The 20893-nt window shown below is 67.8% G+C and carries 19 protein-coding genes, 1 tRNA gene and 1 pseudogene; 17 read left to right on the top strand and 4 right to left on the bottom strand.

Annotated elements, in window-relative coordinates; translation table 11 throughout:
- Positions 1-17: 17 nt before the first annotated feature.
- The 12 genes and pseudogenes from IE097_RS16540 (at position 18) to msrA (ending at position 11032) form a co-directional block, all read left to right on the top strand.
- Positions 18-2345, top strand: a complete 2328-nt coding sequence (locus IE097_RS16540; RefSeq protein ID WP_189461967.1) for an extracellular solute-binding protein — start codon at positions 18-20, stop codon at positions 2343-2345.
- Positions 2346-2492: 147 nt separating this feature from the next.
- Positions 2493-3335, top strand: coding sequence for a methylated-DNA--[protein]-cysteine S-methyltransferase (locus tag IE097_RS16545; protein WP_189461968.1), 843 nt, complete (start codon positions 2493-2495; stop codon positions 3333-3335).
- Positions 3336-3488: 153 nt separating this feature from the next.
- Positions 3489-4190: an ABC transporter ATP-binding protein gene (locus tag IE097_RS16550; protein ID WP_189461969.1), complete on the top strand. Its 702-nt coding sequence runs from the start codon at positions 3489-3491 to the stop codon at positions 4188-4190.
- On the top strand, positions 4187-4576 hold the full coding sequence (locus tag IE097_RS16555; RefSeq protein WP_189461970.1) for a DUF2306 domain-containing protein: 390 nt from the start codon (positions 4187-4189) through the stop codon (positions 4574-4576). Before IE097_RS16550 ends, IE097_RS16555 begins: the two co-directional genes overlap by 4 nt.
- Positions 4577-4594: 18 nt before the next feature.
- Positions 4595-5989 (top strand): ABC transporter permease, encoded by a 1395-nt coding sequence (locus IE097_RS16560; RefSeq protein WP_189461971.1) that lies wholly within the window; start codon positions 4595-4597, stop codon positions 5987-5989.
- Positions 5990-6016: 27 nt separating this feature from the next.
- On the top strand, positions 6017-6196 hold the full coding sequence (locus IE097_RS16565; RefSeq protein ID WP_189461972.1) for a LiaI-LiaF-like domain-containing protein: 180 nt from the start codon (positions 6017-6019) through the stop codon (positions 6194-6196).
- The gene (locus IE097_RS16570; RefSeq protein WP_189461973.1) at positions 6186-6962 is read left to right on the top strand and encodes an outer membrane lipoprotein-sorting protein; all 777 of its coding nucleotides are present in this window, start codon (positions 6186-6188) and stop codon (positions 6960-6962) included. Before IE097_RS16565 ends, IE097_RS16570 begins: the two co-directional genes overlap by 11 nt.
- Positions 6959-8212 carry a hypothetical protein gene (locus IE097_RS16575; RefSeq protein WP_189461974.1) on the top strand — a complete coding sequence of 418 codons (1254 nt, stop codon included), beginning with the start codon at positions 6959-6961 and terminating at the stop codon, positions 8210-8212. Before IE097_RS16570 ends, IE097_RS16575 begins: the two co-directional genes overlap by 4 nt.
- 4 nt (positions 8213-8216) lie before the next feature.
- Positions 8217-9269, top strand: a complete 1053-nt coding sequence (locus IE097_RS16580) for a sensor histidine kinase (protein ID WP_189461975.1) — start codon at positions 8217-8219, stop codon at positions 9267-9269.
- Complete coding sequence (locus tag IE097_RS16585; protein ID WP_189461976.1) at positions 9266-10000, top strand: LytR/AlgR family response regulator transcription factor; 735 nt, start codon at positions 9266-9268, stop codon at positions 9998-10000. The genes IE097_RS16580 and IE097_RS16585 overlap by 4 nt, the downstream gene beginning before the upstream one ends.
- A gap of 97 nt (positions 10001-10097) precedes the next feature.
- Positions 10098-10535: pseudogene (gene msrB / locus IE097_RS16590) on the top strand (peptide-methionine (R)-S-oxide reductase MsrB); the annotation flags it as partial.
- Complete coding sequence (gene msrA, locus IE097_RS16595) at positions 10535-11032, top strand: peptide-methionine (S)-S-oxide reductase MsrA (protein WP_189461978.1); 498 nt, start codon at positions 10535-10537, stop codon at positions 11030-11032. The pseudogene msrB and the gene msrA, both read left to right, overlap by 1 nt.
- 81 nt (positions 11033-11113) lie before the next feature.
- Here msrA and IE097_RS16600 read toward each other — a convergent pair.
- From IE097_RS16600 to IE097_RS16610, 3 genes are all read right to left on the bottom strand, one after another.
- A tRNA-Met gene (locus tag IE097_RS16600) sits at positions 11114-11189 on the bottom strand.
- 137 nt (positions 11190-11326) lie between these two features.
- Positions 11327-12811 (bottom strand): aldehyde dehydrogenase, encoded by a 1485-nt coding sequence (locus tag IE097_RS16605; protein ID WP_189461979.1) that lies wholly within the window; start codon positions 12809-12811, stop codon positions 11327-11329.
- A 47-nt stretch (positions 12812-12858) separates the two neighbouring features.
- Positions 12859-13404, bottom strand: a complete 546-nt coding sequence (locus IE097_RS16610) for a cupin domain-containing protein (RefSeq protein ID WP_189461980.1) — start codon at positions 13402-13404, stop codon at positions 12859-12861.
- A 274-nt stretch (positions 13405-13678) separates the two neighbouring features.
- Between IE097_RS16610 and IE097_RS16615 the strand changes: the two genes are divergently transcribed.
- The 5 genes from IE097_RS16615 to IE097_RS16635 are packed head-to-tail and all read left to right on the top strand — an operon-like array spanning position 13679 to position 19881.
- On the top strand, positions 13679-14443 hold the full coding sequence (locus tag IE097_RS16615) for a gamma-glutamyl-gamma-aminobutyrate hydrolase family protein (protein WP_189461981.1): 765 nt from the start codon (positions 13679-13681) through the stop codon (positions 14441-14443).
- Positions 14440-15768, top strand: a complete 1329-nt coding sequence (locus IE097_RS16620; protein ID WP_189461982.1) for a glutamine synthetase family protein — start codon at positions 14440-14442, stop codon at positions 15766-15768. Before IE097_RS16615 ends, IE097_RS16620 begins: the two co-directional genes overlap by 4 nt.
- 25 nt (positions 15769-15793) lie before the next feature.
- Positions 15794-17080, top strand: coding sequence for a 4-aminobutyrate--2-oxoglutarate transaminase (gabT, locus tag IE097_RS16625; protein WP_189461983.1), 1287 nt, complete (start codon positions 15794-15796; stop codon positions 17078-17080).
- A gap of 39 nt (positions 17081-17119) precedes the next feature.
- Entirely contained in the window at positions 17120-18580 is a 1461-nt protein-coding gene (gene gabD / locus IE097_RS16630; RefSeq protein ID WP_189461984.1) for an NADP-dependent succinate-semialdehyde dehydrogenase, read from the top strand.
- A gap of 11 nt (positions 18581-18591) precedes the next feature.
- Positions 18592-19881 carry an NAD(P)/FAD-dependent oxidoreductase gene (locus IE097_RS16635; RefSeq protein WP_189461985.1) on the top strand — a complete coding sequence of 430 codons (1290 nt, stop codon included), beginning with the start codon at positions 18592-18594 and terminating at the stop codon, positions 19879-19881.
- A 103-nt stretch (positions 19882-19984) separates the two neighbouring features.
- Here IE097_RS16635 and IE097_RS16640 read toward each other — a convergent pair whose 3' ends face one another.
- Positions 19985-20752: a DUF2189 domain-containing protein gene (locus IE097_RS16640; protein ID WP_189461986.1), complete on the bottom strand. Its 768-nt coding sequence runs from the start codon at positions 20750-20752 to the stop codon at positions 19985-19987.
- Positions 20753-20893: the final 141 nt, after the last annotated feature.

The raw sequence follows: 20893 nt of genomic DNA on the forward strand, positions 1-20893 counted from the left end.
GAATGGGAGGAAGCACCATGTCGATGTGCCAACGCATTGCCGGCGTCGCCAGCGCCATCGGGATCGCCGGGTTCGGCATCCTGCTCGGCTATCAAAGCATTGCCGGCGGCAGCCAGCCGGACGGCATCGCCTGGACGATTGCCGTCGTCGCACTCGCCGCACTCGGCGGCGTCACCTTCTGGCTTGCCCGCAGCATGCTCAACCCGGTCGCCGGCCTGCGCGATGCGCTGACCGCGCTGAACCGCGACGGCGACCTGTCGGTTCGTGCGCCCGAGGGCGCCGGCGACGCGGGCGAGATTGCCGCGGCGTTCAACCAGTTCGTCACCCGCCAGCAGAACGCGCTGCGCGAAGCGCAACGCGAGATGGAAGCGCTGGCGATCAGCCTGCACGAGCTGACCGCGCTGACCGGCCAGATGGCCAAGGACACCCGGACGCAGTCCGACTTCGCCGCGTCGTCGGCGGCGACGGTCGAGGAAATCACCGTCAGCATCAACCACATTGCCGAACACGCCAACGACGTCGACACCACCGTCGCCGACACCAGCCGGCAGTCAGCCGACAGCGCCCACGCGGTCGAGCGCGTGACCGAGGAAGTCGGCCACGTCGCCGAAGCGATGGCCTCGCTCGGCACGACCATGAACGGCCTGTCGAAGAGCTCGCAGGAAATCGGCAGCATCATCGGCGTGATCCGCGACATCGCCGACCAGACCAATCTGCTGGCGCTGAACGCCGCAATCGAAGCAGCCCGCGCCGGTGAAGCCGGCCGCGGCTTCGCCGTGGTCGCCGACGAAGTGCGCAAGCTGGCCGAACGCACCGGCCAGGCGACGATCGAGATCGCCAAGCGCATCGAAACCGTCGGCAAGGAAACCCAGAGCGCCGTCGACAACATGGCCTACACCTCGCAGCGCGTCGGCCAGAGCGTCGAGCGTGCCGGCGAAGCCCGCAGCCACATGCTGCAGATCGCCGAACGGATGAACCACGTCGTCGACGTGGTGCGCGAGATCGCCGACGCGACGCGCGAACAGTCGTCGGCCACGACGACGATGGCGCAGTCGGCCGAGCAGATCAACAGCATGGCGCAGGCGACCGACTCGGCGCTGCACAACGCCAGCCAGTCGCTGACCGCGCTCGACGAACGTGCGGCCAAGGTGCTCGAGATCGTCGGCCGCTTCCAGCTGGCCGACATCGAAGTCCAGCACGGCTGGATGGCGTCGAGCGAAGCCCGCGCGGTGTCCGAAATCAAGGCGCTGCTCAACGCACAGGGCCACCACTGGAAGGACGCCAGCGGCGGCGCCAACCCGACCGAAACGCTGCAACGCCGCATCAGCCAGGGCGACGCGCCGACTGCGGCGGCCATCGGTGGCGTGAAGATCCAGAACTGGGCGCGCGACGGCGTCTGCGCCGACCTGACCGGCGTCGCCCGCGACGAACGCTGGTCCAGCTCGCTGCCGGCGGTATTCGACGCGATGATCCAGCACGACGGCCGCTATGTCGCCGTGCCGCTCGGCGTCGCCCGCACCAACATGCTCTGGGTCAACGCCGGCATCGTCAAACGCCTCGGCCTGACCGCGCCGCGCACGTGGAACGACTTCTTCGCGATGGCCGACAAGCTCAAGGCCGCCGGCATCCCGGCACTGGCGCACTCGGAACAGAGCTGGCAGGTCGGCACCGTGTTCGAAGCCGTCGCGCTCGGCACCGGCGGTACGCCGTTCTACCTGTCGGCGTTCAGCAAGCTCGACCCGAGCGCGCTGACCGGCTCGCAGATGATCACCGCGCTGGAAACGCTGAAGCGCCTCAAACCGTACATCACGCCGGATTCGGTCGGCCGCGACTGGAACCTTGCCACTGCCGACGTCATGAACGGCCGCGCCGCGATGCAGCTGATGGGCGACTGGGCCAAGAGCGAGTTCACCCAGGGCGGCAAGGTACAGGGGACCGACTACCTGTGCTGGCCGGCGCCGACCAACAGCGGCGACTGGTGCTTCGCCGCCGACACGCTGACGATGTTCAAGCAGACCGACCCGCGCCGCGCCGCCGCGCAGCGCGACTTCGTGTCGCTCTTGATGAGCCGCGAAGGCCAGGAAGCGTTCAACTTCCACAAGGGCAACATTCCGGCGCGCACCGACGTCGACCTCGGCCGCTTCGACGACTACTCGCGCCAGTCGGCACGCGACTTTGCCAGCGCTGCGCAGTCGGGCGTGCTGGTGCCGTCGTGGGCCCACAACATGGCGATGCAGGACAACGTCCGCCTCGGCTTCTTCGACGTGATCGAGGCGTACTGGAAGGATGACCGGATGAGCGCCGCCGACGCCGCCCGCCGGCTGGCCGACGCAGCGCGCCGCTGAACAACAAGCAGTTAACAACCCCGCACTGCTTTCAGACCCGTCTCCGGACGGGTTTTTCTTTGGCCGCGATCCGGCCGCAAGAACCGGGAAGCGCGCAGCACCCGGCCGCGCGATGCTATAAGCGTCGTATCCGCCCCGGAGCCCCCCATGTCCGCCAACGTGTCGTCCGCCATCGAAACCCTGATTGCCGCCGCCTGCCGGCAGATCGATGCTGCCGAAACGCCGCCGCCGCTGGCCGAGCTGGCGGCAGTAGCGGGCCTGAGTCCGTGGCACTTCCACCGGCAGTTCAAGGCGCTGACCGGCGTCACGCCGAAGGCCTACGCCGCCGCGCAGCGCACCCGCCGGGTCCAGGCCGCGCTGGCGGCCGGCCGATCGGTCACCGACGCCGTGTTCGACGCCGGCTTCAACGCCACCAGCCGTTTCTACGCCGGTGCCGAAGCCACGCTCGGCATGGCGCCGCAGCGGTTCCGCGCCGGTGGCAGCGGCGAGGAGATCCGCTTCGGCATCGGCCAGTGCTCGCTCGGCGCGCTGCTGGTCGCCGCCACCGGTGCCGGCATCTGCCGGATCGAACTCGGCGACGACGCCGACACCCTGCTGCAGCGATTGCAGGATGTGTTTCCCAAAGCCACGCTGATCGGCGGCGACGCCGAATTCGAGGGCTGGATGGCGCGCGTCGTCGGCCTGATCGACGCGCCGGAAATCGGCGCCAGCCTGCCGCTGGACATCCGCGGCAGCGCCTTCCAGCAGCGCGTGTGGCAGGCACTGCGGGCGATTCCGCCCGGCGACACGGCCACCTATGCCGAGATCGCCGAGCGCATCGGCCAGCCGGCGGCGGTGCGCGCCGTCGCCAACGCCTGCGGCACCAACCCGCTTGCGGTGGCGATCCCCTGCCACCGGGTCGTGCGCAGCGACGGCGGTCTGGGCGGTTACCGCTGGGGACTGGCGCGCAAGGAAGCGCTGCTGGATCGGGAAGCGCTGCAGGCCGGCTGACCGTGATTGTCTCCGGCTTTGCGCCAGCGGCGCCCGGGCAACCCGTCGCCGCCGGCCGCATTTCGTCGCAGCCGGCGGCGGCCGGTCACATGACAATGTAATCCCGTCGCCCAGCGTTTAGATTGAAGCCAATCCACCGCTGCGAGAACCGTGATGAATCCCGTTGTGCTGCATGGCGTCGGCAAGCGCTACCGGCTCGGTCAGGTCGACATCCCCGCGCTGACCGGCATCGATCTCGAGATCCACCCCAACCGTTTCACCGTGCTGTCCGGACCGTCGGGCAGCGGCAAGACCACGCTGCTGAACCTGATCGGCGGCATCGACCGGCCCGATGACGGCCGGGTGGTCATCGACGGCCAGGATCTGGCGCAGCTCGACGACGACGCGCTGTCCGATTTCCGTGCCCGCCGGCTCGGCTTCGTGTTCCAGAACTTCAACCTGCTGCCGGTGCTGACGGCGTTCGAGAACGTCGAGTACCCGCTGCTGCTGACCGGCGCAGCGAAGCCCGAGCGCCGTCGCCGCGTCGACGAACTGCTCTCGGCCGTGGGCCTCGCCGACAAGGCCGCCAGCCGGCCGAACCAGCTCTCGGGCGGCCAGCGCCAGCGCGTCGCGATCGCCCGGGCGCTGGCGACCAGCCCGCGGCTGGTGCTCGCCGACGAACCGACCGCCAACCTCGACAGCCATACCGGCGCGGCGATCCTCGCGCTGATGCGGCAGATGCAGCGCGACTATCAGGCCAGCTTCGTGTTCTCGTCGCACGACCCGCAGGTGCTGGCGCAGGCCGACGACGCCGTGCACATCCGCGACGGCGTGATTACCCGGGTCGTGCGCAACCTGCAGGGGGCCGCGGCATGAGCGCGATCCTGACCCCGATCGGCGGGCTCCATCTCGTCACCGCCAGCTGGGCGATGCTTGCCGGCGGCGTGCAGCTGGCGCTACCCAAGGGCGGTGACCGGCACCGCTGGCTCGGACGCAGCTGGGTGCTGGCGATGCTGGTCGTCGCGCTGTCGTCGTTCGGTCTGGGTGCCGCGCCCGGCCGGGCCTTCGGCTTCGGCCCCATCCACCTGCTGTCGCTGTGGGTGCTGTGGTGCTTGTGGGCCGCGATCGTCCGGGTACGCGCCGGCCACATCGCCGCGCACCGCCGCTACGTGATCGGCGCCTACATCGGCACCATCGTTGCCGGGCTGTTCGCGGTCTTCGGCCCGGACCGCTGGCTGCACCACACCCTGTTTGCCCTCTGATTGCCGACGAGACCACAGATGAACACATTGCAACTGGCGGCGCGCAATCTGGCCCGCAACCGCCGCCGCTCGATCACCACGCTGTTCGCGATGATCGTCGGCGCCATCGCCATCCTGCTGTTCGGCGGCTATGCCCGCAATATCGACCTCGGCCTGCAGACCGGCTTCGTCCAGCGCAGCGGCCACCTGCAGGTGCAGCACAAGGACTACTTCCTGTTCGGCACCGGCAACCCGGCGGCCTACGGCATCGCCGACTACGGCAGGCTGATCGCGGCGATCAAGGCCGACCCGGTGCTGGCACCGCTGGTCACCGTGGTGACGCCGACGCTGAGCCTCGGCGGCATTGCCGGCAACTACGCCGCCGGCGTATCGCGCACGGTGATCGGCAACGGCGTCGTCATCGACGACCAGAACGTGATGCGGCGCTGGAACGACTACGGCTTCGTGCTGACGCCGAAAACGCTCAAGCTCACCGGCACGCCCGAACAGGCGGCGGTCATCGGCCGCGGCGTCGCCCGCGTGCTGCAGCTGTGCGGGCCGCTCAAGGTCGCCAACTGCCCGTCGCCGCAACCGGCGAAACAGGACGGCGCCGACGCACCGGCCGACATCGCCGCACTCTCCGCCGACACTGGCGGGGCATCGGACACCGGATCGCCGCGCGCGGCCAACCAGGTCGAACTGCTCGCCGCCAACGCCCACGGCGCACCGAACGTCGCCCGGCTCGACGTCGTCGCCGCCGAGGCGCAGGGGGTGAAGGAACTCGACGACCTGTACGTGCAGCTGCATTTCGGTGCGGCGCAACGGCTGATCTACGGTGCCGACGCACCGAAAGCGACGGCGATCGTCGTGCAGCTGAAGCATACGGCCGACCTGCCGGCCGCGCAGCAAAGGCTGACCACCGTGCTCAGGCAGCTGGCACCGGACCAGCCGCTGGCGGTGCTCGACTTCGCGACGCTGAACCCGAGCTACGGCCAGATCGTCGGCATGTTCGGCGCGATTTTCGGCTTCATCGCGCTCCTGATCGGCGTGATCGTGCTGTTCACCGTCGGCAACACGATGAGCATGGCGGTGATCGAACGCACCACCGAGATCGGCACCTTGCGCGCCATCGGCCTGCGCCGGGGCGGCGTGCGGCGGCTGTTCGTGCTCGAGGGCCTGCTGCTCGGCCTCGTCGGCAGCGGTCTCGGCGTGCTGGTCGCGCTGGCGCTGGCCTGGCTGATCAACCACGCCGGCCTGACCTGGCTGCCGCCGGGCAATGTCGAACCGGTGCCGCTGACCGTCCGCGTCTGGGGCGAGCCGCGCATGATCGTGCTGACCGCGATCGGCCTGAGCCTGATCGCCGCAGTCTCGGCGTGGTGGCCGGCAAGGCGGGCCGCCAGACTCGAAATCGTCGACGCGCTGCGCCATGTCTGACCGCCATCGTCACCTAGGAGAAACGCCATGTTCCGCCTGTTCGTTCCCGTCCTGCTGATCGTCATCGGCACCGCCCTGTTCCTGCGCAATCTCGGCGTGCTGCCGCAACTGGATGCCGTGCTGCACGCCGGCTGGCCGCTGCTGCTGGTCGCCTTCGGCGCATTCCGGCTGCTCCGGCCGCACTACGGCTGCCACCATGCGAAGTAACCTGCGCTACCTGCTTCCGGTCCTGCTCGGCGGCCTGCTGGCAGCGCCGGCGCTGGCCGTCGACGCGCAGGCCCTGCTCGCCGCCAGCGACGCCGTCCGCAATCCGGACAAGCCGTTCGGGCTGACGACGACGCTGGTCGAATACCGCAACGGCAAGCAGACCGATACCAGTACGCTGGCCGTGTATTCGCGGGCCGATGCGAACAGCGGCCAGTTCCGCAGCCTGTTGCGCTTCGTCGCGCCGGCGCGCGACGCCGACAAGCTGATGCTCAAGAGCGGCAACGACCTGTGGTTCTACGATCCGGCCAGCAAGGCGACGATCCGCATCTCGCCGCAACAGCGCCTGCTCGGCCAGGCGGCCAACGGCGATGTCGTCACCGTCAACCTGGCCGGCGACTACAGCGCCAGCGTCGCCGCCGAGGAGGACGTCAGCGACGGCGACAAGCAGCAGCGCCACACGTACAGGCTCGAGCTGAAGGCGAAGACGCCCGACGTCACCTACCACCGGATCGAGATGTGGATCGATGCGGCGAACAAGCAGCCGGTGAAGGCGCGCTTTTACGCCGAGAGCGGCAGCCTGCTCAAGACCGCGTATTACCGCCGCTACCAGTCGCAGCTCGGCACCAACCGGCCGACCGAGACGGTGATCATCGACGGCCTCGACCCGAACTGGGTCACCGTGATGCGCTTTTCCGGCTACGCCTGGCGCGACGTTCCGGAGAGCTGGCTGCAGCGCGACTTCCTGCCGAGGTTCAAGCCGCAATGAAGCATCCGGGACCGTGGCTGCTCGTCGCGTTGGGTGCCCTTCTCCCGGCTGCCGCCATGGCCGACGACGACGCGGCGCTGCAACTGGCCGACCGGACCGCCGACCGGGTCGAAGCGGCCCGCGACTGGCGTTTTCTCGCGGAGCTGGCCGGTGCCGACGCACAGTACCGCTTCAACGACCAGCCTGCCGAAGCACGGCTGTCGCTCGACGGCCGGATCGACCGGCGTTTTCACGACGACTGGCGCTTCGTGCTCGCCGACCGGCTCGACCTGCGCAGCAGCGGCGGCCACCAGACCAGCATCAACACGCTGAAAGAGGCCTATCTGGGCTGGCAGCCGGACACCGACCTGCTCTTCGATCTGGGCCGGATCAACACCCGCTACGGCGCCGGCTTCGGCTACAACCCGACCGACTTCTTCAAGGTCGGCGCCTTGCGCTCGGTCACCTCGGTCAACCCGGCCAGCCTGCGCGAGAACCGCCTCGGCAGCGTGATGCTGCGCGGCCAGACGCTGTGGGACGGCGGGTCGCTGACGGCGATGTATTCGCCCAAGCTCGCCGATACGCCCAGCGACGACGCGTTCAGCCTCGACCTCGGCGCCAGCAACCCGCAGGACCGCTGGCTGCTGACGCTCAGCCAGTCCCTGTGTGCAAGCGGCTGCGACAACCTCAACCCGCAATGGCTGCTGTACCACGACAGCGACACCACCCAGCTCGGGCTGAACTGGAGCGTGCTGCTCGGCGACGCGACCATCGTCTACGTCGAATGGGCCGGAGGCCGCCAACCGAGCGTTGCCGGGCGTGTCGCCGGTGTCGACGACAGCGCGTTCCGCAACGCCGTTGCCACCGGGCTGAGCTGGACCGCCGCGACCAAGCTGACGCTGACGCTCGAATACCAGTACGACGGCGCCGCACTCGACGACGCCGGCTGGAGCGCGCTGCGCACCGGTCCGGTCGGCCCTTACCTCGGCTACCGGCAACGGGCGGCACAACGCCAGGACCTGACCACCCGCCACGCTGCAATGCTGTACGCGCAATGGCAGGACGCACTGATCCCGCGCGTCGACCTCAGCGGTTTCGTCCGTCAGGACCTGATCGACGACAGCCGGCTGTCGTGGCTGGAAACGCGCTGGCGCGGCGACAGCACCGACATCGCGCTGCAATGGCAGTACGATGCCGGTGACGCCCGCAGCAACTACGGCGGTCTGCCGCAGCGGCAGATCTGGCAGGCCCTGCTGACCCATTATTTCTGATCCCATGCCCGTCTTCCGTCGCCATTGCGAATTCAACCGGCCGCTGCGCCACGAGCTGGCGCTGCTGTTCGTCGTCAATCAGGTCGTCGCATTGCTGCTGACCACGCTCGGCGGCCCGGGCAGCCTGTTCGACAATGTGGTGATCGCCAACGCCATCGGCGTGCTGATCTGGGCCCAGTACGAGCTGCTGAGCTGGCTGGGCCTGCCCAAACTGCTCGGCCACGTCATTGCGGTGCCCGTCGGCATCTGGGGCGGTTTCAAGCTGGCCGCGCTGTTCGGTGTCGCCGACATCAGCGGCCGGCTGGCCGACCCGCTCGCCAACTGGCGGCTGATCGTCAGTTGCCTGCTGCTGGCCGGCACCGCGACCGTGGTGATCGTGCTGTATTTCCGCGCGCTCAATTTCCGTGCCGAGCTGGCCGCCGAACAGCGTCGCAGCGCCGACGCGCGCCAGTCCGAAACCGCGGCGCAACTGGCCCTGCTGCAGGCGCAGATCGAACCGCACTTCCTGTTCAACACGCTGGCCAACGTCCGCAGCCTGATCGTCGCGAACCCGCCGCTGGCGCAGACCATGCTCGATCACCTGAACGGCTATCTGCGTGCCAGTCTCGGCCGTACCCGCCGGCCGCGCGCACGGCTCGCCGACGAGCTGCAGATCGTCGAACCACTGCTGGCGATTGCGGCGATCCGGCTGCAGGCGCGGCTGCGCTACCGTGTCGACGTGGCGGAGACGCTGCACGACGCCGTATTGCCGCCGCTGCTGCTGCAACCGCTGGTCGAAAACGCACTCGAGCACGGCATCGAGGCCGCGATCGACGGCGGCGAGATCGTCGTCCGCGCCGAGGTGAGCGCCGAAGGGCTGTTGCGGCTCAGCGTCACCGACACCGGGCTGGGTTTCACCGCCGAAGCCAATGGCGACGGTGTCGGCCTCGCGAACGTGCGACAGCGCCTCGCCAGCCTGTACGGCGAACAGGGCCGGCTGGCGCTGTACCCGAATTCGCCGCGGGGCGTGATCGCCGAGCTGATGCTGCCGCTGCACAGGGAGGAGGAACACGCATGACGACCGCGTTGATCGCCGACGACGAACCGCTGCTCGCCGCCAATCTGGCCGAGCGCTTGCGGGCGCTCTGGCCCGGGCTCGACATCGTGGCCATCGCCGCCAACGGCGTCGAGGCCGTTGCCGCGCTGCATGCCCGGCGCCCGGACCTGGCCTTTCTCGACATCCGCATGCCCGGACTCACGGGCCTGCAGGTGGCACAGGCGGCGCGCGACACCCGCGTCGTCTTCGTCACCGCCTACGACGAATACGCACTGCACGCGTTCGAGCACGCCGCGATCGACTACCTGCTCAAGCCGGTCACCGACGCCCGGCTGGCGCAATGCGTGGGCCGGCTGCAGCGTCAGACCGCCGCACCACCCGACCTTGCCGCCGCGCTGGCGGCACTCGCCCCCAGGGCCACGGCACCGGCACTGTCCTGGCTGACCGTCGGCCACGGCGACACCACCCGGCTGGTCGCGCTCGACGAGGTGCTGTACTTCGAGGCCAGCCAGAAATACACCGACGTGGTCACCCGCAGCGAACGGCACCTGATCCGCACGCCGCTGAAGGAGTTGCTGCTCCAGCTCGATCCGGCACGCTTTGCCCAGATCCACCGCGGCATCATCGTCAACCTCGGTGCCGTCGCCCACATCCAGCGCGACCTGCTCGGCCGGCAGCAGGTGCACCTGAAGCTGCACGACGCGGTGCTGCCGTTGTCGCGCAGTTATGCGCACCAGTTCAAGCTGATGTGAGCCGTCATGTTTTGCAGCGGGTGCCGACTATGCTGGGTGCGGGCATTGTCGAATCCGCCACGGCCCCCACATACTCGTCTTCAACGCTAGGAGGATGGCCATGTACCGCAAGACCCCGGAAGCGCTGGCACGGCTGACGCCCGAACAGTTCCGTGTGACCCAGCAGAACGGCACCGAACGACCCGGCACCGGCGAATATCTGCACAACCACCGGGCCGGGATCTACGTCGACGTGGTCTCGGGCGAGCCGCTGTTCGCCTCGTCGGACAAGTTCGAATCCGGCTGCGGCTGGCCCAGCTTCACCCGACCGATTGCCAACGTCACCGAACTGCGCGACACCAGCCACGGCATGATCCGTACCGAGGTGCGTTCGGCCCACGGCGACAGCCACCTCGGCCACGTGTTCGAGGACGGCCCGCGCGACCGTGGCGGGCTGCGTTACTGCATCAACTCGGCCTCGCTGCACTTCGTGCCGCGCGAGGACATGGTCGCCCAGGGCTACGGCGATTATCTGGATCAAGTGGAGGACATCTGATGTCGGAGACCGCAATTCTGGCCGGCGGCTGCTTCTGGGGCATGCAGGACCTGATCCGCAAGCTGCCGGGCGTGACCGCAACCCGGGTCGGCTACAGTGGCGGCAACGTCGCCAACGCAACCTACCGCAACCATGGCACCCATGCCGAAGCGATCGAGATCGTCTTCGATCCGGAAAAGATCAGCTATCGCCGGCTGCTCGAATTCTTCTTCCAGATCCACGACCCGAGCACGCCGAACCGCCAAGGCAACGACCGCGGCACGTCGTACCGCTCGGCGATCTTCTATATCGGCGACGCCCAGCGCGCCGAGGCGCTGGCGACGATCGCCGATGTCGACGCCTCGGGCCTGTGGCCCGGCAAGGCCGTCACCGAAGTCGCCCCCGCCGGCGACTTCTGGGAGGCCGAACCCGAGCACCAGGACTACCTCGAACGCTTCCCGAACGGCTACACCTGCCACTTTCCTCGCCCGGACTGGGTGCTGCCGCGGCAAAGGTGATCGCAGCATGCCGGCCTTGCGCCGGCGGGTGCCGGAAAGCAAAAAGCCCAAGCGTTTGCTTGGGCTTTTTGTCGAGTATTCTGGTTGCGGGAACAGGACTCGAACCTGTGACCTTCGGGTTATGAGCCCGACGAGCTGCCAACTGCTCCATCCCGCGACAGAGAAGCCAGTATATTTCAGCCCTTCGTTGCTGTCAACGGCTTTAGCAAAAAATGTTCCATCAGTCCGGCACACGCCGGCAGCGCCGGGGGATGCGTCAGTAAGACATGCGTACGGGCGGCGGCGTTGCCGCCCTCAATCGTGCAGCTTGATCAGCGTCGACTTGAGTTCGGTGTACTTCTCCAGCGCGTGCAGCGATTTGTCGCGGCCGTTGCCGGACTGCTTGTACCCGCCGAACGGCAGGTTCTGGTCGCCGCCTTCCTCGTAGCAGTTGACCCAGACGGTACCGGCGCGCAGCTGCCGCGCCGCCAGATGTGCGGTACTCAGGTCGCGCGTCCACACCGCCGCAGCGAGGCCGTAGTCGCTGTCGTTGGCGATGGCAATGGCCTCGGCCAGCGTGTCGAAGACGATCACCGAGCACACCGGGCCGAAGATTTCCTCGCGCGCCAGCCGGTGGTGTGCCTCGGTGGCGAAGATCGTCGGTTCGATGAACAGGCCGGTCTCGGCATGCAGGGGCTCGCCGCCGGCAAGCAGCGTCGATTCGATCCGCCCGGCGGCGATGTAATCGAGGACGCGCCGGTACTGGATCTCGTCGACGATGGCGCCCATCCGCGTCGCCGGGTCGAGCGGATCGCCGGGCACGTAATCACGGCTGGCAATGGTCAGCGCTTCGACGAAGGCCGGGTAGAGATCGCGCTGCACCAGCACGCGCGAACCGGCCGAGCACATTTCGCCCTGGTTGTAGAACACGCCGCCGGCAGCGGCGCGCGCGGCCGCCTGCAGATCGGGGCAGTCGGCAAGGACGATGTTCGGCGATTTGCCGCCGAGTTCGAGCCAGACGCGCTTGAGGTTCGATTGTGCCGCGTACTGCATGATCTGCCGGCCGGTCGCGGTCGACCCGGTGAAGCTGATGCAGTCGACCTCCCTGTGCAACCCCAGCAGCCTGCCGGCCTCGCCGCCGCCCGGAACGACGTTGAACACGCCGTCCGGAATGCCCGCCTCCTGCGCCAGCGCGGCAATGCGGATCGCGCTCAGCGGCGACTTCTCCGACGGCTTGAGCACGACCGAATTGCCGGCGGCCAGCGCCGGTGCGAACTTCCAGCTGGCCATCAGCAGCGGAAAATTCCACGGCACCACCGCCGCGACGACGCCGACCGGTTCGCGCATCACCATGCCGAGCAGGTTGCCGGCCAGCGGAGCGACCTCGCCGCCGACCTTGTCGGTCACTTCGGCGCACCACTGGACCGTATAGGCGGCGGCGGCAACGTCGACACCCAGCGCATCGGCCACCGGCTTGCCGGTGTCGAGGCTCTCGAGCAGGGCCAGCTCGTCGGCATTGGCGCGCAACAACGCGGCGAAACGCAGCAGCACCGTCTTGCGCTCAACCGGCGACCGGCCGGCCCAGCGACCGTCGTCGAACGCCGCCCGGGCCGCGGCCACCGCGGCATCGATCTCGGCGGTACCGCATTCGGCAACCTGGGCCAGCACTTGGCGGGTCGCCGGGTTGACGGTATCGAACCGGCGGGCGGCATCGACGTGGCGACCATTGATGAACGCCCGGCCTTCGATGCGCAGCGTCGTCGCCAGTGTCTGCCAGTCACGGTGGGTAAGTCGGGGCATGCGGCTCTCCGGAAACGGTGCAATCGACGGTGCAGTCGATCTGCGGACTAGAAAACGGGCGGCGAACTGGCGCTGACGATCTCTGCCGCCTCGGCGCCGGGGTTGCGGAAACGGTGCGGCAGCGTGCTGGGAAAGTAGTAGCCGTCGCCGGGATGCAGCAGATGGACCCGGCCGTCGACGGTCAGCTCGACTTCGCCGCACACCACCACGCCGCATTCCTGCCCCGCGTGCTGCAGCATGGTTTCGCCGGTGTCGGCGCCGGGCACGTAGCGTTCGCGGAGCAGACCGATCTGCCGGTCGCGCTGGCCGGAGCCGATCAGGTGCATCTGCACTCCCGGCCGGCCCAGATCGGGCTGCTCGGTGCTGCGATACACATAGCTTGGCGCCGCGGCAGGCAGCTCGAAGGTGAAGAACTCGGCCAGCGACATGGGGATGCCTTCGAGAACCTTTTTCAGCGAGCTGACCGACGGACTGACGCGGTTTTGTTCGATCAGCGAAATCGTCGCGTTGGTCACGCCCGCACGCTTGGCCAGCTCGCGCTGCGACAGTCCCTGACGGGACCGCACCAGCTTGAGGCGTTCGCCAACGTCCATGCCGTCCTCCACCACCATCAAGAATATTCAACAACCGCCAATCCGGCCGCATCGGCACAGCCTTGGTTCAAGTGGCTGATCCGGGGCCACTTTTTGGTGCGGAGCAACAAATCAGCCCGGCACGGGCAGGCCGCACCCTGTCCTCAGGAATAGACCCGCATCGGCCCTTGTCAAATATTTTTGACGTTTCCTAGAGTGAATCATCGGGCCCGCCTTTCGATCGCGGCCCCGGCAGACAAACGAGGGCCCGGACGCACGCGTTTGGACGATGCATATGGCACATCCCGTCATTGGTATTCCCTGCTGTCGCTGGTGGATGAACGACAGCCAGTTCTTTCATCTGGTCACCGAAAAGTACATCGCGGCCGCACTGGGCGCCGGCGGTGTGCCGGTGCTCATCCCGGCACTCGGCGAGACGGTCGCCCCGCAGGAGTGGCTGGCCCGTGTCGACGGCCTGCTGCTGACCGGCAGCCCGTCGAACATCGAACCGCAGCGCTATGGCGGCATGCCGGTCGACGGCGACTTCAACGATGCACAGCGCGACGCGACAACGCTGCCGCTGATCCGTGCCGCCATCGACGCCGGCGTGCCGCTGCTCGGGATCTGCCGCGGCTTCCAGGAAATCAACGTCGCCTTCGGCGGCAGCCTGAACCCGGCGCTGCACGACAGCCCCGGCCTGCTCGATCATCGCGAGCCCAAAGGCGCGGCCGACGTCCGCTACGGCCCGGCGCACCCGGTGACGCTGGTGCCGGGCGGCCTGCTGCACCGGCTGATCGGCGAGGACGAGCTCCGCGTCAACTCGCTGCACAAGCAGGGCATTGCCACGCTCGGCCGGGGTCTGGTGGCCGAAGCGCATGCACCGGACGGCCTGATCGAAGCCTTCCGCGTCGCCGATGCCGATTTCGCCGTCGCGGTGCAATGGCATCCCGAATGGCGGTTTGCGGACAACCCGGCCTCACGGGCGCTGTTTGCGGCGTTCGGCGCCGCCTGCCGCCGCCAGCAGGCCCGGCACGACCAGCCCGGACGGAGGCCCGCATGAGTACCCTGAGCGACTGGCTGCGCGAATACCGGATCACCGAAGTCGAGTGCATCACGCCGGACTTCACCGGCATCGCCCGAGGCAAGATCGTTCCGCGCGAGAAGTTCAGCGAGGACGAAGGCATGCGCCTGCCGCAGGTGGTGCTGGTGCAGACGGTGACCGGCGAATATGCCGAAAACATCACCCCGGCCACCGATCCGGACATGGTGCTGATGCCCGATCCCGCCAGCATCCGGCTGGTCCCGTGGGCCAAGGACCCGGTCGCGCAGGTCATCCACGACTGCTTCTACCACGATGGCCGGCCGGTGGAGATTTCACCGCGCTACGTCTTGCGCCGGGTGTTGCAGCTGTTCGAGGCGCGCGGACTGGTGCCGGTGGTGGCGCCCGAAATGGAGTTCTACATCGTCGACGTCAACCGCGACCCGGACGTGCCGCTGCAGCCGCCGGTGGGCCGGACCGGCCGGCCCGAAACCGGCCGCAAGGCGTACTCGATCGACGCGGTCAACGAGTACGACGACCTGTTCGAGGACGTCTACGACTACTGCGACGCACAGCACCTGCAGATCGACACGCTGATCCACGAGGTCGGCGCCTGCCAGATGGAAATCAACTTCCTGCACGGCAACGCGCTCGATCTGGCCGACCAGGTCTTCCTGTTCAAGCGCACCGTGCGCGAAGCGGCGATCCGCCACAACATGTACGCGACCTTCATGGCCAAGCCGATGGAGAACGAACCCGGCTCGGCCATGCACATCCACATGAGCCTGGTCGACAAGCAGACCGGCGCCAACGTGCTGTCGAACGACGACGGCAGCCCGAGCCCGCTGTTCCACCACTGCATCGGTGGCATGCAGCGGTACTTTCCCAGGCTGATCGCGCTGTTCGCGCCCTATGTGAACAGCTATCGCCGGCTGGTGCGGCACACCGCCGCGCCGATCAACGTGCAGTGGGGCTTCGACAACCGCACCTGCGGCATCCGCGTGCCGCATTCGACGCCGCAAGCGCGGCGGATCGAAAACCGCCTGCCCGGCGTCGACTGCAACCCGTATCTGGCGCTGGCCGGCACACTGGCCGCCGCCTACCTCGGCATCGTCGAACAGCTCGATCCGACGCCGGCGCTGAGCGGCAACGCCTACGGCCTGCCTTTTGCCTTCCCGCACGGCCTCGACGACGCGATCGACACGCTGGGCCGCGATCCGGCGATTGCCGGCGTGCTCGGCGCCGAATTCATTGCCGCATACTGCGCCGTCAAACAGGCCGAGTACCTCGAGTACGCCCGCGTCATCAGCCCGTGGGAACGTCGCCACCTGCTGCTGCACGTCTGAGCCCTGCGCCAACGAGAGGACCATCATGCCCAGCAACGAATCGAATGCCGAACTGGACCGGCGCCGGCTGGCGGCCACCCCGCGCGGCGTCGGCGTCGGGACTGCCGTTTTCGCCGCGCGTGCGCGCAACGCCGAGCTCTGGGACGTCGAAGGCCGCCGCTACATCGACTTCGCCAGCGGCATTGCCGTACTCAACACCGGCCATCTGCACCCGAAGGTCCAGGCCGCCGTGGCCGCACAGCTCGCGCAGTTCTCGCACAGCTGTTACCAGGTCGTGCCGTACGCCGGTTATGTCGAACTGGCGGAAAAGCTGAACGCACGGGTACCGATTGCCGGACCGACCAAGACCTTCTTCGTGACCACCGGCGCCGAGGCGGTCGAGAATGCCGTCAAGATTGCCCGCATCCATACCGGCCGGTCCGGCGTGATCGCCTTTGCCGGCGGCTTCCACGGCAGAACGCTGCTGGGGCTGGCGCTGACCGGCAAGGTCGCGCCGTACAAGCTCGGCTTCGGCCCCTTCCCCGCCGAGATCTATCACGCGCCGTTCCCGAACCCGCTGCACGGCATCAGCGTCGACGACGCGCTTGCCGGGCTGCAGGGCCTGTTCAAGACCTCGATCGAGGCAGGCCGGGTCGCCGCGATCATCGTCGAACCGGTACAGGGCGAAGGCGGCTTCTACCCGGCACCGGCCGGCTTCATGCGCGCACTGCGGCAGCTCTGCGACATCCACGGCATCGTGCTGGTCGCCGACGAGATCCAGACCGGCTTCGGCCGCACCGGCAGACTGTTCGCAATGGAACACCACGATGTCGAGGCCGACCTGATCACGATGGCCAAATCGCTGGCCGGCGGCTTTCCGCTGGCCGGTGTCTGCGGTCGCGCCGGGATCATGGATGCGGCGGAGCCCGGCGGACTGGGCGGCACCTACGGCGGCAGCCCGATCGGTATTGCCGCAGCGCTGGCGGTGCTCGACGTGATCGACGCCGAAGGGCTGTGCCAGCGCGCGGTCGTCATCGGTGACAGAATCACGGCCAGACTGAACGCGCTACGCGCCGACGTGCCGCAGATCGCCGAAGTGCGCGGTACCGGCGCGATGGTTGCGGTCGAGTTTTTCGAGAACGGCCAGCCGTCGCCGGCGTTTACCGCGCGGGTCCGGGCTGCCGCGCACGCACGCGGACTGCTGCTGCTGAGCTGCGGCAGCCACGGCAATGTCGTGCGCTTTCTCTGCCCGCTGACGATCGAGGACGCCGTGCTCGACGAGGCACTCGACATCGTCGACACCTCGTTGCATGACGCCGCACTGCACGAGTAATTCCGTCCCGCCCCGGCGGGCGCCACCAGGACACCGAACATGCTGCAACTGAACAACCCGGCGCTGCTGCGCCGGCAATGCCTGATCGCCGGCGTCTGGGCCGATGCCGACGACGGCAGCACGATGGACGTCACAAACCCCGCGACCGGGGAAGCGATCGCCGCCGTACCGCGCATGGGGGCGGCGGAGACCCGCCGGGCGATCGGCGCGGCGAAAACCGCGATGCAGGACTGGCAGCGCCGGACCGCCAAGGAACGTGCCGCGGTGCTGCGGCGCTGGTACGAACTGCTGCTCGCCAACCAGGACGACCTGGCCGCCATCCTCACCGCCGAACAGGGCAAGCCGCTGGCGGAAGCCCGCGGCGAGATCGCCTACGGCGCGAGCTATCTCGAATGGTTCGCCGAGGAAGCCAAACGCGTCTATGGCGACACCCTGCCCGGTCACGGCGCCGACAAGCGCGTCATCGTGATCCGGCAGCCGGTCGGCGTGACCGCGGCGATCACGCCGTGGAACTTCCCGAACGCGATGATCGCCCGCAAGGTCGGCCCGGCGCTGGCCGCCGGTTGCGCGATGGTCCTCAAGCCCGCGTCGCAGACGCCGCTGTCGGCGCTGGCGCTCGCGGCGCTCGCCGTCGACGCCGGCGTGCCGCCCGGGCTGTTCAGCGTCGTGACCGGCTCGGCCGGTGACATCGGCGCCGAGCTGACCGGCAACCCGCTCGTCGCGAAGCTGTCGTTCACCGGCTCGACCGCGACCGGCAAGACCCTGCTGGCGCAGTGCGCGGCCACCGTGAAGAAAACGTCGATGGAACTCGGCGGCAACGCGCCCTTCGTCGTGTTCGACGACGCCGATCTCGACGCGGCGGTCGACGGGGCCATCGCATCGAAATACCGCAACGCCGGACAGACCTGCGTCTGCGCCAACCGGCTTTACGTACAGGCCGGCGTCTACGATGCCTTTGCCGACCGGCTCGCCGCTGCGGTCGCGAAGCTGAAGGTCGGCAACGGCACCGAGCCCGGCGTCACGCAGGGTCCGCTGATCGACGAAAATGCCGTGCGCAAGGTCGAGGAACACATCGCCGATGCGATCGCGCACGGTGGTGAAGTCGTGCTCGGCGGCCGGCGCCATGCACTCGGCCACGGTTTTTTCGAGCCGACCATCGTCAAGCACGCCAATGCGCGGATGAAGGTCGCGCGCGAGGAAACCTTCGGTCCGCTGGCGCCGCTGTTCCGCTTCGAGACCGAGGACGAACTGATCGCACTGGCCAACGACACCGAATTCGGCCTTGCCAGCTACTTCTACAGCCGCGACATCGGCCGGATCTGGCGCGTCGCCGAAGCGCTCGAATACGGCATGGTCGGCATCAACACCGGGCTGATTTCGAGCGAAATGGCGCCGTTCGGCGGCATCAAGCAATCCGGAATGGGCCGGGAAGGCTCAAGGTACGGCATCGACGATTATCTCGAACTCAAGTATCTGTGCATCGGCGGAATCGACCGCTAGACAGGAACGCCATGTCGAAACCGACGTCTGCCGACCACGCACCGTCGTACTACGCCGCCAGCGCCAGTCCGCAACCGCAGCGGCCCGCGCTCGACGCGGCACTCGACGTCGACGTCTGCATCATCGGCGCCGGCTACACCGGGCTCTCCGCCGGGCTGCACCTGGCCGAAGCCGGCTTCAGCGTGGCGATCGTCGAGGCCGCACGTGTCGGCTGGGGGGCGTCGGGGCGCAATGGCGGCCAGATCGTCAATTCGTATTCGCGCGACCTCGACGTGATCGAGGCCCGCTACGGCACAGACACCGCACGCGCCCTTGGCGACATGGCGTTCGAGGGCGGCCGGATCATCCGCGAACGCATCGCCCGCTACGGCATTGCCTGCGACCTGAAGGACGGCGGCGTCTTCGCCGCGATCACGCCGGGGCAGTTTGCCCACCTGCGGAAACAGCAAGCCCTGTGGCAGCGCTACGGCCACACGCAGCTGCGTCTGCTCGACCACAACGACACACGCGACGTGGTTGCCAGCGAACGCTACTGCGGCGGGCTGCTCGACCTCAGCGGCGGACACCTCCACCCGCTGAATCTGGCACTGGGCGAGGCAGCCGCCTTCGAATCGCTTGGCGGACGCATTTTTGAGCACTCACCGGCCATCCGGATCGAACGCAACGTCCGGCCGGTCGTGCATACGCCGCACGGTACCGTGACGGCCAGCTTCGTCATCGTCGCCGGCAACGCCTACCTGGGCGGTTTGGTCCCGGAGCTGGCGGCAAAATCGATGCCTTGCGGTACGCAGATCGTCGCAACCGAACCGCTCGGCGCACTCGCCGATGCGCTGCTGCCCCAGGATTACTGCATCGAGAACTGCAACTACCTGCTCGACTACTTCCGTCTCAGCGCCGACCGGCGCTTGCTGTTCGGCGGCGGCGTGGTCTATGGCGCGCGCGATCCGGCCCATATCGAAGCCATCATCATGCCCAAGCTGTTGAGAGTCTTCCCGCAGCTGGCCAATGCCCGCATCGACTTCGCATGGACCGGCAATTTCCTGCTCACGCTGTCGCGGATGCCACAGATGGGCCGGATCGATCACCATGTCTATTACTCGCAAGGGTGCAGTGGCCACGGCATCACCTTCACGCATCTCGCCGGACGGCTGCTGGCCGAAGTACTGCAAGGCCAGGCCGCACGCTTTGATGCGTTCGCCCGGCTGCCGCATCTGCCTTTCCCGGGAGGGCAACTGCTGCGGGTACCGTTCACCGCCCTTGGGGCGTGGTACTACGACCTGCGCGACCGTCTGGGCGTGTAGCTGACGCGTCGCAGCCCCGAACGCAAAACACCCCCATTCCGGGGGTGTTGTCACGATTGGATTTGCGCAAGCGGCTGGTGCCAACGCCCGAAAAATCCGCCGACTATTCGACCAGATCCTTGTAGGCGATCCATGTGGCATGCCCGAGCAGGGGGAACAGCACGACGAAGCCGACCAGATAGGTCGCAAACCCGACCGCCGTGAGCAGCACGATCAGTGCAGCCCAGACGATCATCGCCGGCAGGTTCTCGGCGACGACACGCAGGCTGGTCATCATCGCCGTCACCGTGTCGACCTCTCGGTCGGCCAACATCGGGATCGACACCGCCGTCAGCGCAAACACGAGACAGGCCAGCAGGAAGCCGCCGATCACCCAGGCGATCGTGAAGCCGGCGTATTCGCCGAGTAGCGAACCGAAGAAGTTGTGCAGGGTGATCGCCTCGCCACCGTAAAACAGCGCGAACAGGATCGCCGACAGCCGCTCCCATGCGATCGCGATCATGAACAGCACGACGCCGAAGTAGGCCAGCTGGCTGGCGTTCTTCATCAGGTCGCGGATCGACTGTACGAACGATGTCGTCCTGCCGTCTTCACGCTCGCTGGTCAGCTCGTAGATCCCGGCGGCACCGAGTGGAGCGAGCAATAGGAAACCGGTGATCGACGTGGTGAACAGATGGGCGTACTGCGACGCCAGCGACAACACCAGCCAGCCGAACAGCGTGATCAGCAGGCCGTGCGCAAGGCTGGGCAAGGGATGGGCAGCCAGATCCTGCCAGCCGCGCGCGATCCACGAAAACGCACGGAAGGCCTCGACCTTGCGCGTGCGCGGCAGCGAAAAATGGTCGTCCAGACCGTTCAGATGCATGTCCATTTGGTCCTCCTTGCTGCTTGATGCAGTTCTCCACGGGTACTTCTCGATGTAGTCAGGAGCCAGCGACTACGATAGCCGGACCGATGAATGGTCGGTCCGGACCCGATATGCGCGCGCAGTCTTGCTTGTCTCTGCGGTTTT

This window comes from Jeongeupia chitinilytica, from assembly GCF_014652315.1.
Taxonomy (GTDB): Bacteria; Pseudomonadota; Gammaproteobacteria; order Burkholderiales; family Chitinibacteraceae; genus Jeongeupia; species Jeongeupia chitinilytica.

Bases quoted from the DNA above. Each gene is read 5' to 3' on its own strand.
- IE097_RS16540 (WP_189461967.1), top strand. From the start codon at position 18: ATGTCGATGTGCCAACGCATTGCCGGCGTCGCCAGCGCCATCGGGATC.
- IE097_RS16545 (WP_189461968.1), top strand. From the start codon at position 2,493: ATGTCCGCCAACGTGTCGTCCGCCATCGAAACCCTGATTGCCGCCGCC.
- IE097_RS16550 (WP_189461969.1), top strand. From the start codon at position 3,489: ATGAATCCCGTTGTGCTGCATGGCGTCGGCAAGCGCTACCGGCTCGGT.
- IE097_RS16555 (WP_189461970.1), top strand. From the start codon at position 4,187: ATGAGCGCGATCCTGACCCCGATCGGCGGGCTCCATCTCGTCACCGCC.
- IE097_RS16560 (WP_189461971.1), top strand. From the start codon at position 4,595: ATGAACACATTGCAACTGGCGGCGCGCAATCTGGCCCGCAACCGCCGC.
- IE097_RS16565 (WP_189461972.1), top strand. From the start codon at position 6,017: ATGTTCCGCCTGTTCGTTCCCGTCCTGCTGATCGTCATCGGCACCGCC.
- IE097_RS16570 (WP_189461973.1), top strand. From the start codon at position 6,186: ATGCGAAGTAACCTGCGCTACCTGCTTCCGGTCCTGCTCGGCGGCCTG.
- IE097_RS16575 (WP_189461974.1), top strand. From the start codon at position 6,959: ATGAAGCATCCGGGACCGTGGCTGCTCGTCGCGTTGGGTGCCCTTCTC.
- IE097_RS16580 (WP_189461975.1), top strand. From the start codon at position 8,217: ATGCCCGTCTTCCGTCGCCATTGCGAATTCAACCGGCCGCTGCGCCAC.
- IE097_RS16585 (WP_189461976.1), top strand. From the start codon at position 9,266: ATGACGACCGCGTTGATCGCCGACGACGAACCGCTGCTCGCCGCCAAT.
- msrA (WP_189461978.1), top strand. From the start codon at position 10,535: ATGTCGGAGACCGCAATTCTGGCCGGCGGCTGCTTCTGGGGCATGCAG.
- IE097_RS16605 (WP_189461979.1), bottom strand. From the start codon at position 12,811: ATGCCCCGACTTACCCACCGTGACTGGCAGACACTGGCGACGACGCTG.
- IE097_RS16610 (WP_189461980.1), bottom strand. From the start codon at position 13,404: ATGGACGTTGGCGAACGCCTCAAGCTGGTGCGGTCCCGTCAGGGACTG.
- IE097_RS16615 (WP_189461981.1), top strand. From the start codon at position 13,679: ATGGCACATCCCGTCATTGGTATTCCCTGCTGTCGCTGGTGGATGAAC.
- IE097_RS16620 (WP_189461982.1), top strand. From the start codon at position 14,440: ATGAGTACCCTGAGCGACTGGCTGCGCGAATACCGGATCACCGAAGTC.
- gabT (WP_189461983.1), top strand. From the start codon at position 15,794: ATGCCCAGCAACGAATCGAATGCCGAACTGGACCGGCGCCGGCTGGCG.
- gabD (WP_189461984.1), top strand. From the start codon at position 17,120: ATGCTGCAACTGAACAACCCGGCGCTGCTGCGCCGGCAATGCCTGATC.
- IE097_RS16635 (WP_189461985.1), top strand. From the start codon at position 18,592: ATGTCGAAACCGACGTCTGCCGACCACGCACCGTCGTACTACGCCGCC.
- IE097_RS16640 (WP_189461986.1), bottom strand. From the start codon at position 20,752: ATGGACATGCATCTGAACGGTCTGGACGACCATTTTTCGCTGCCGCGC.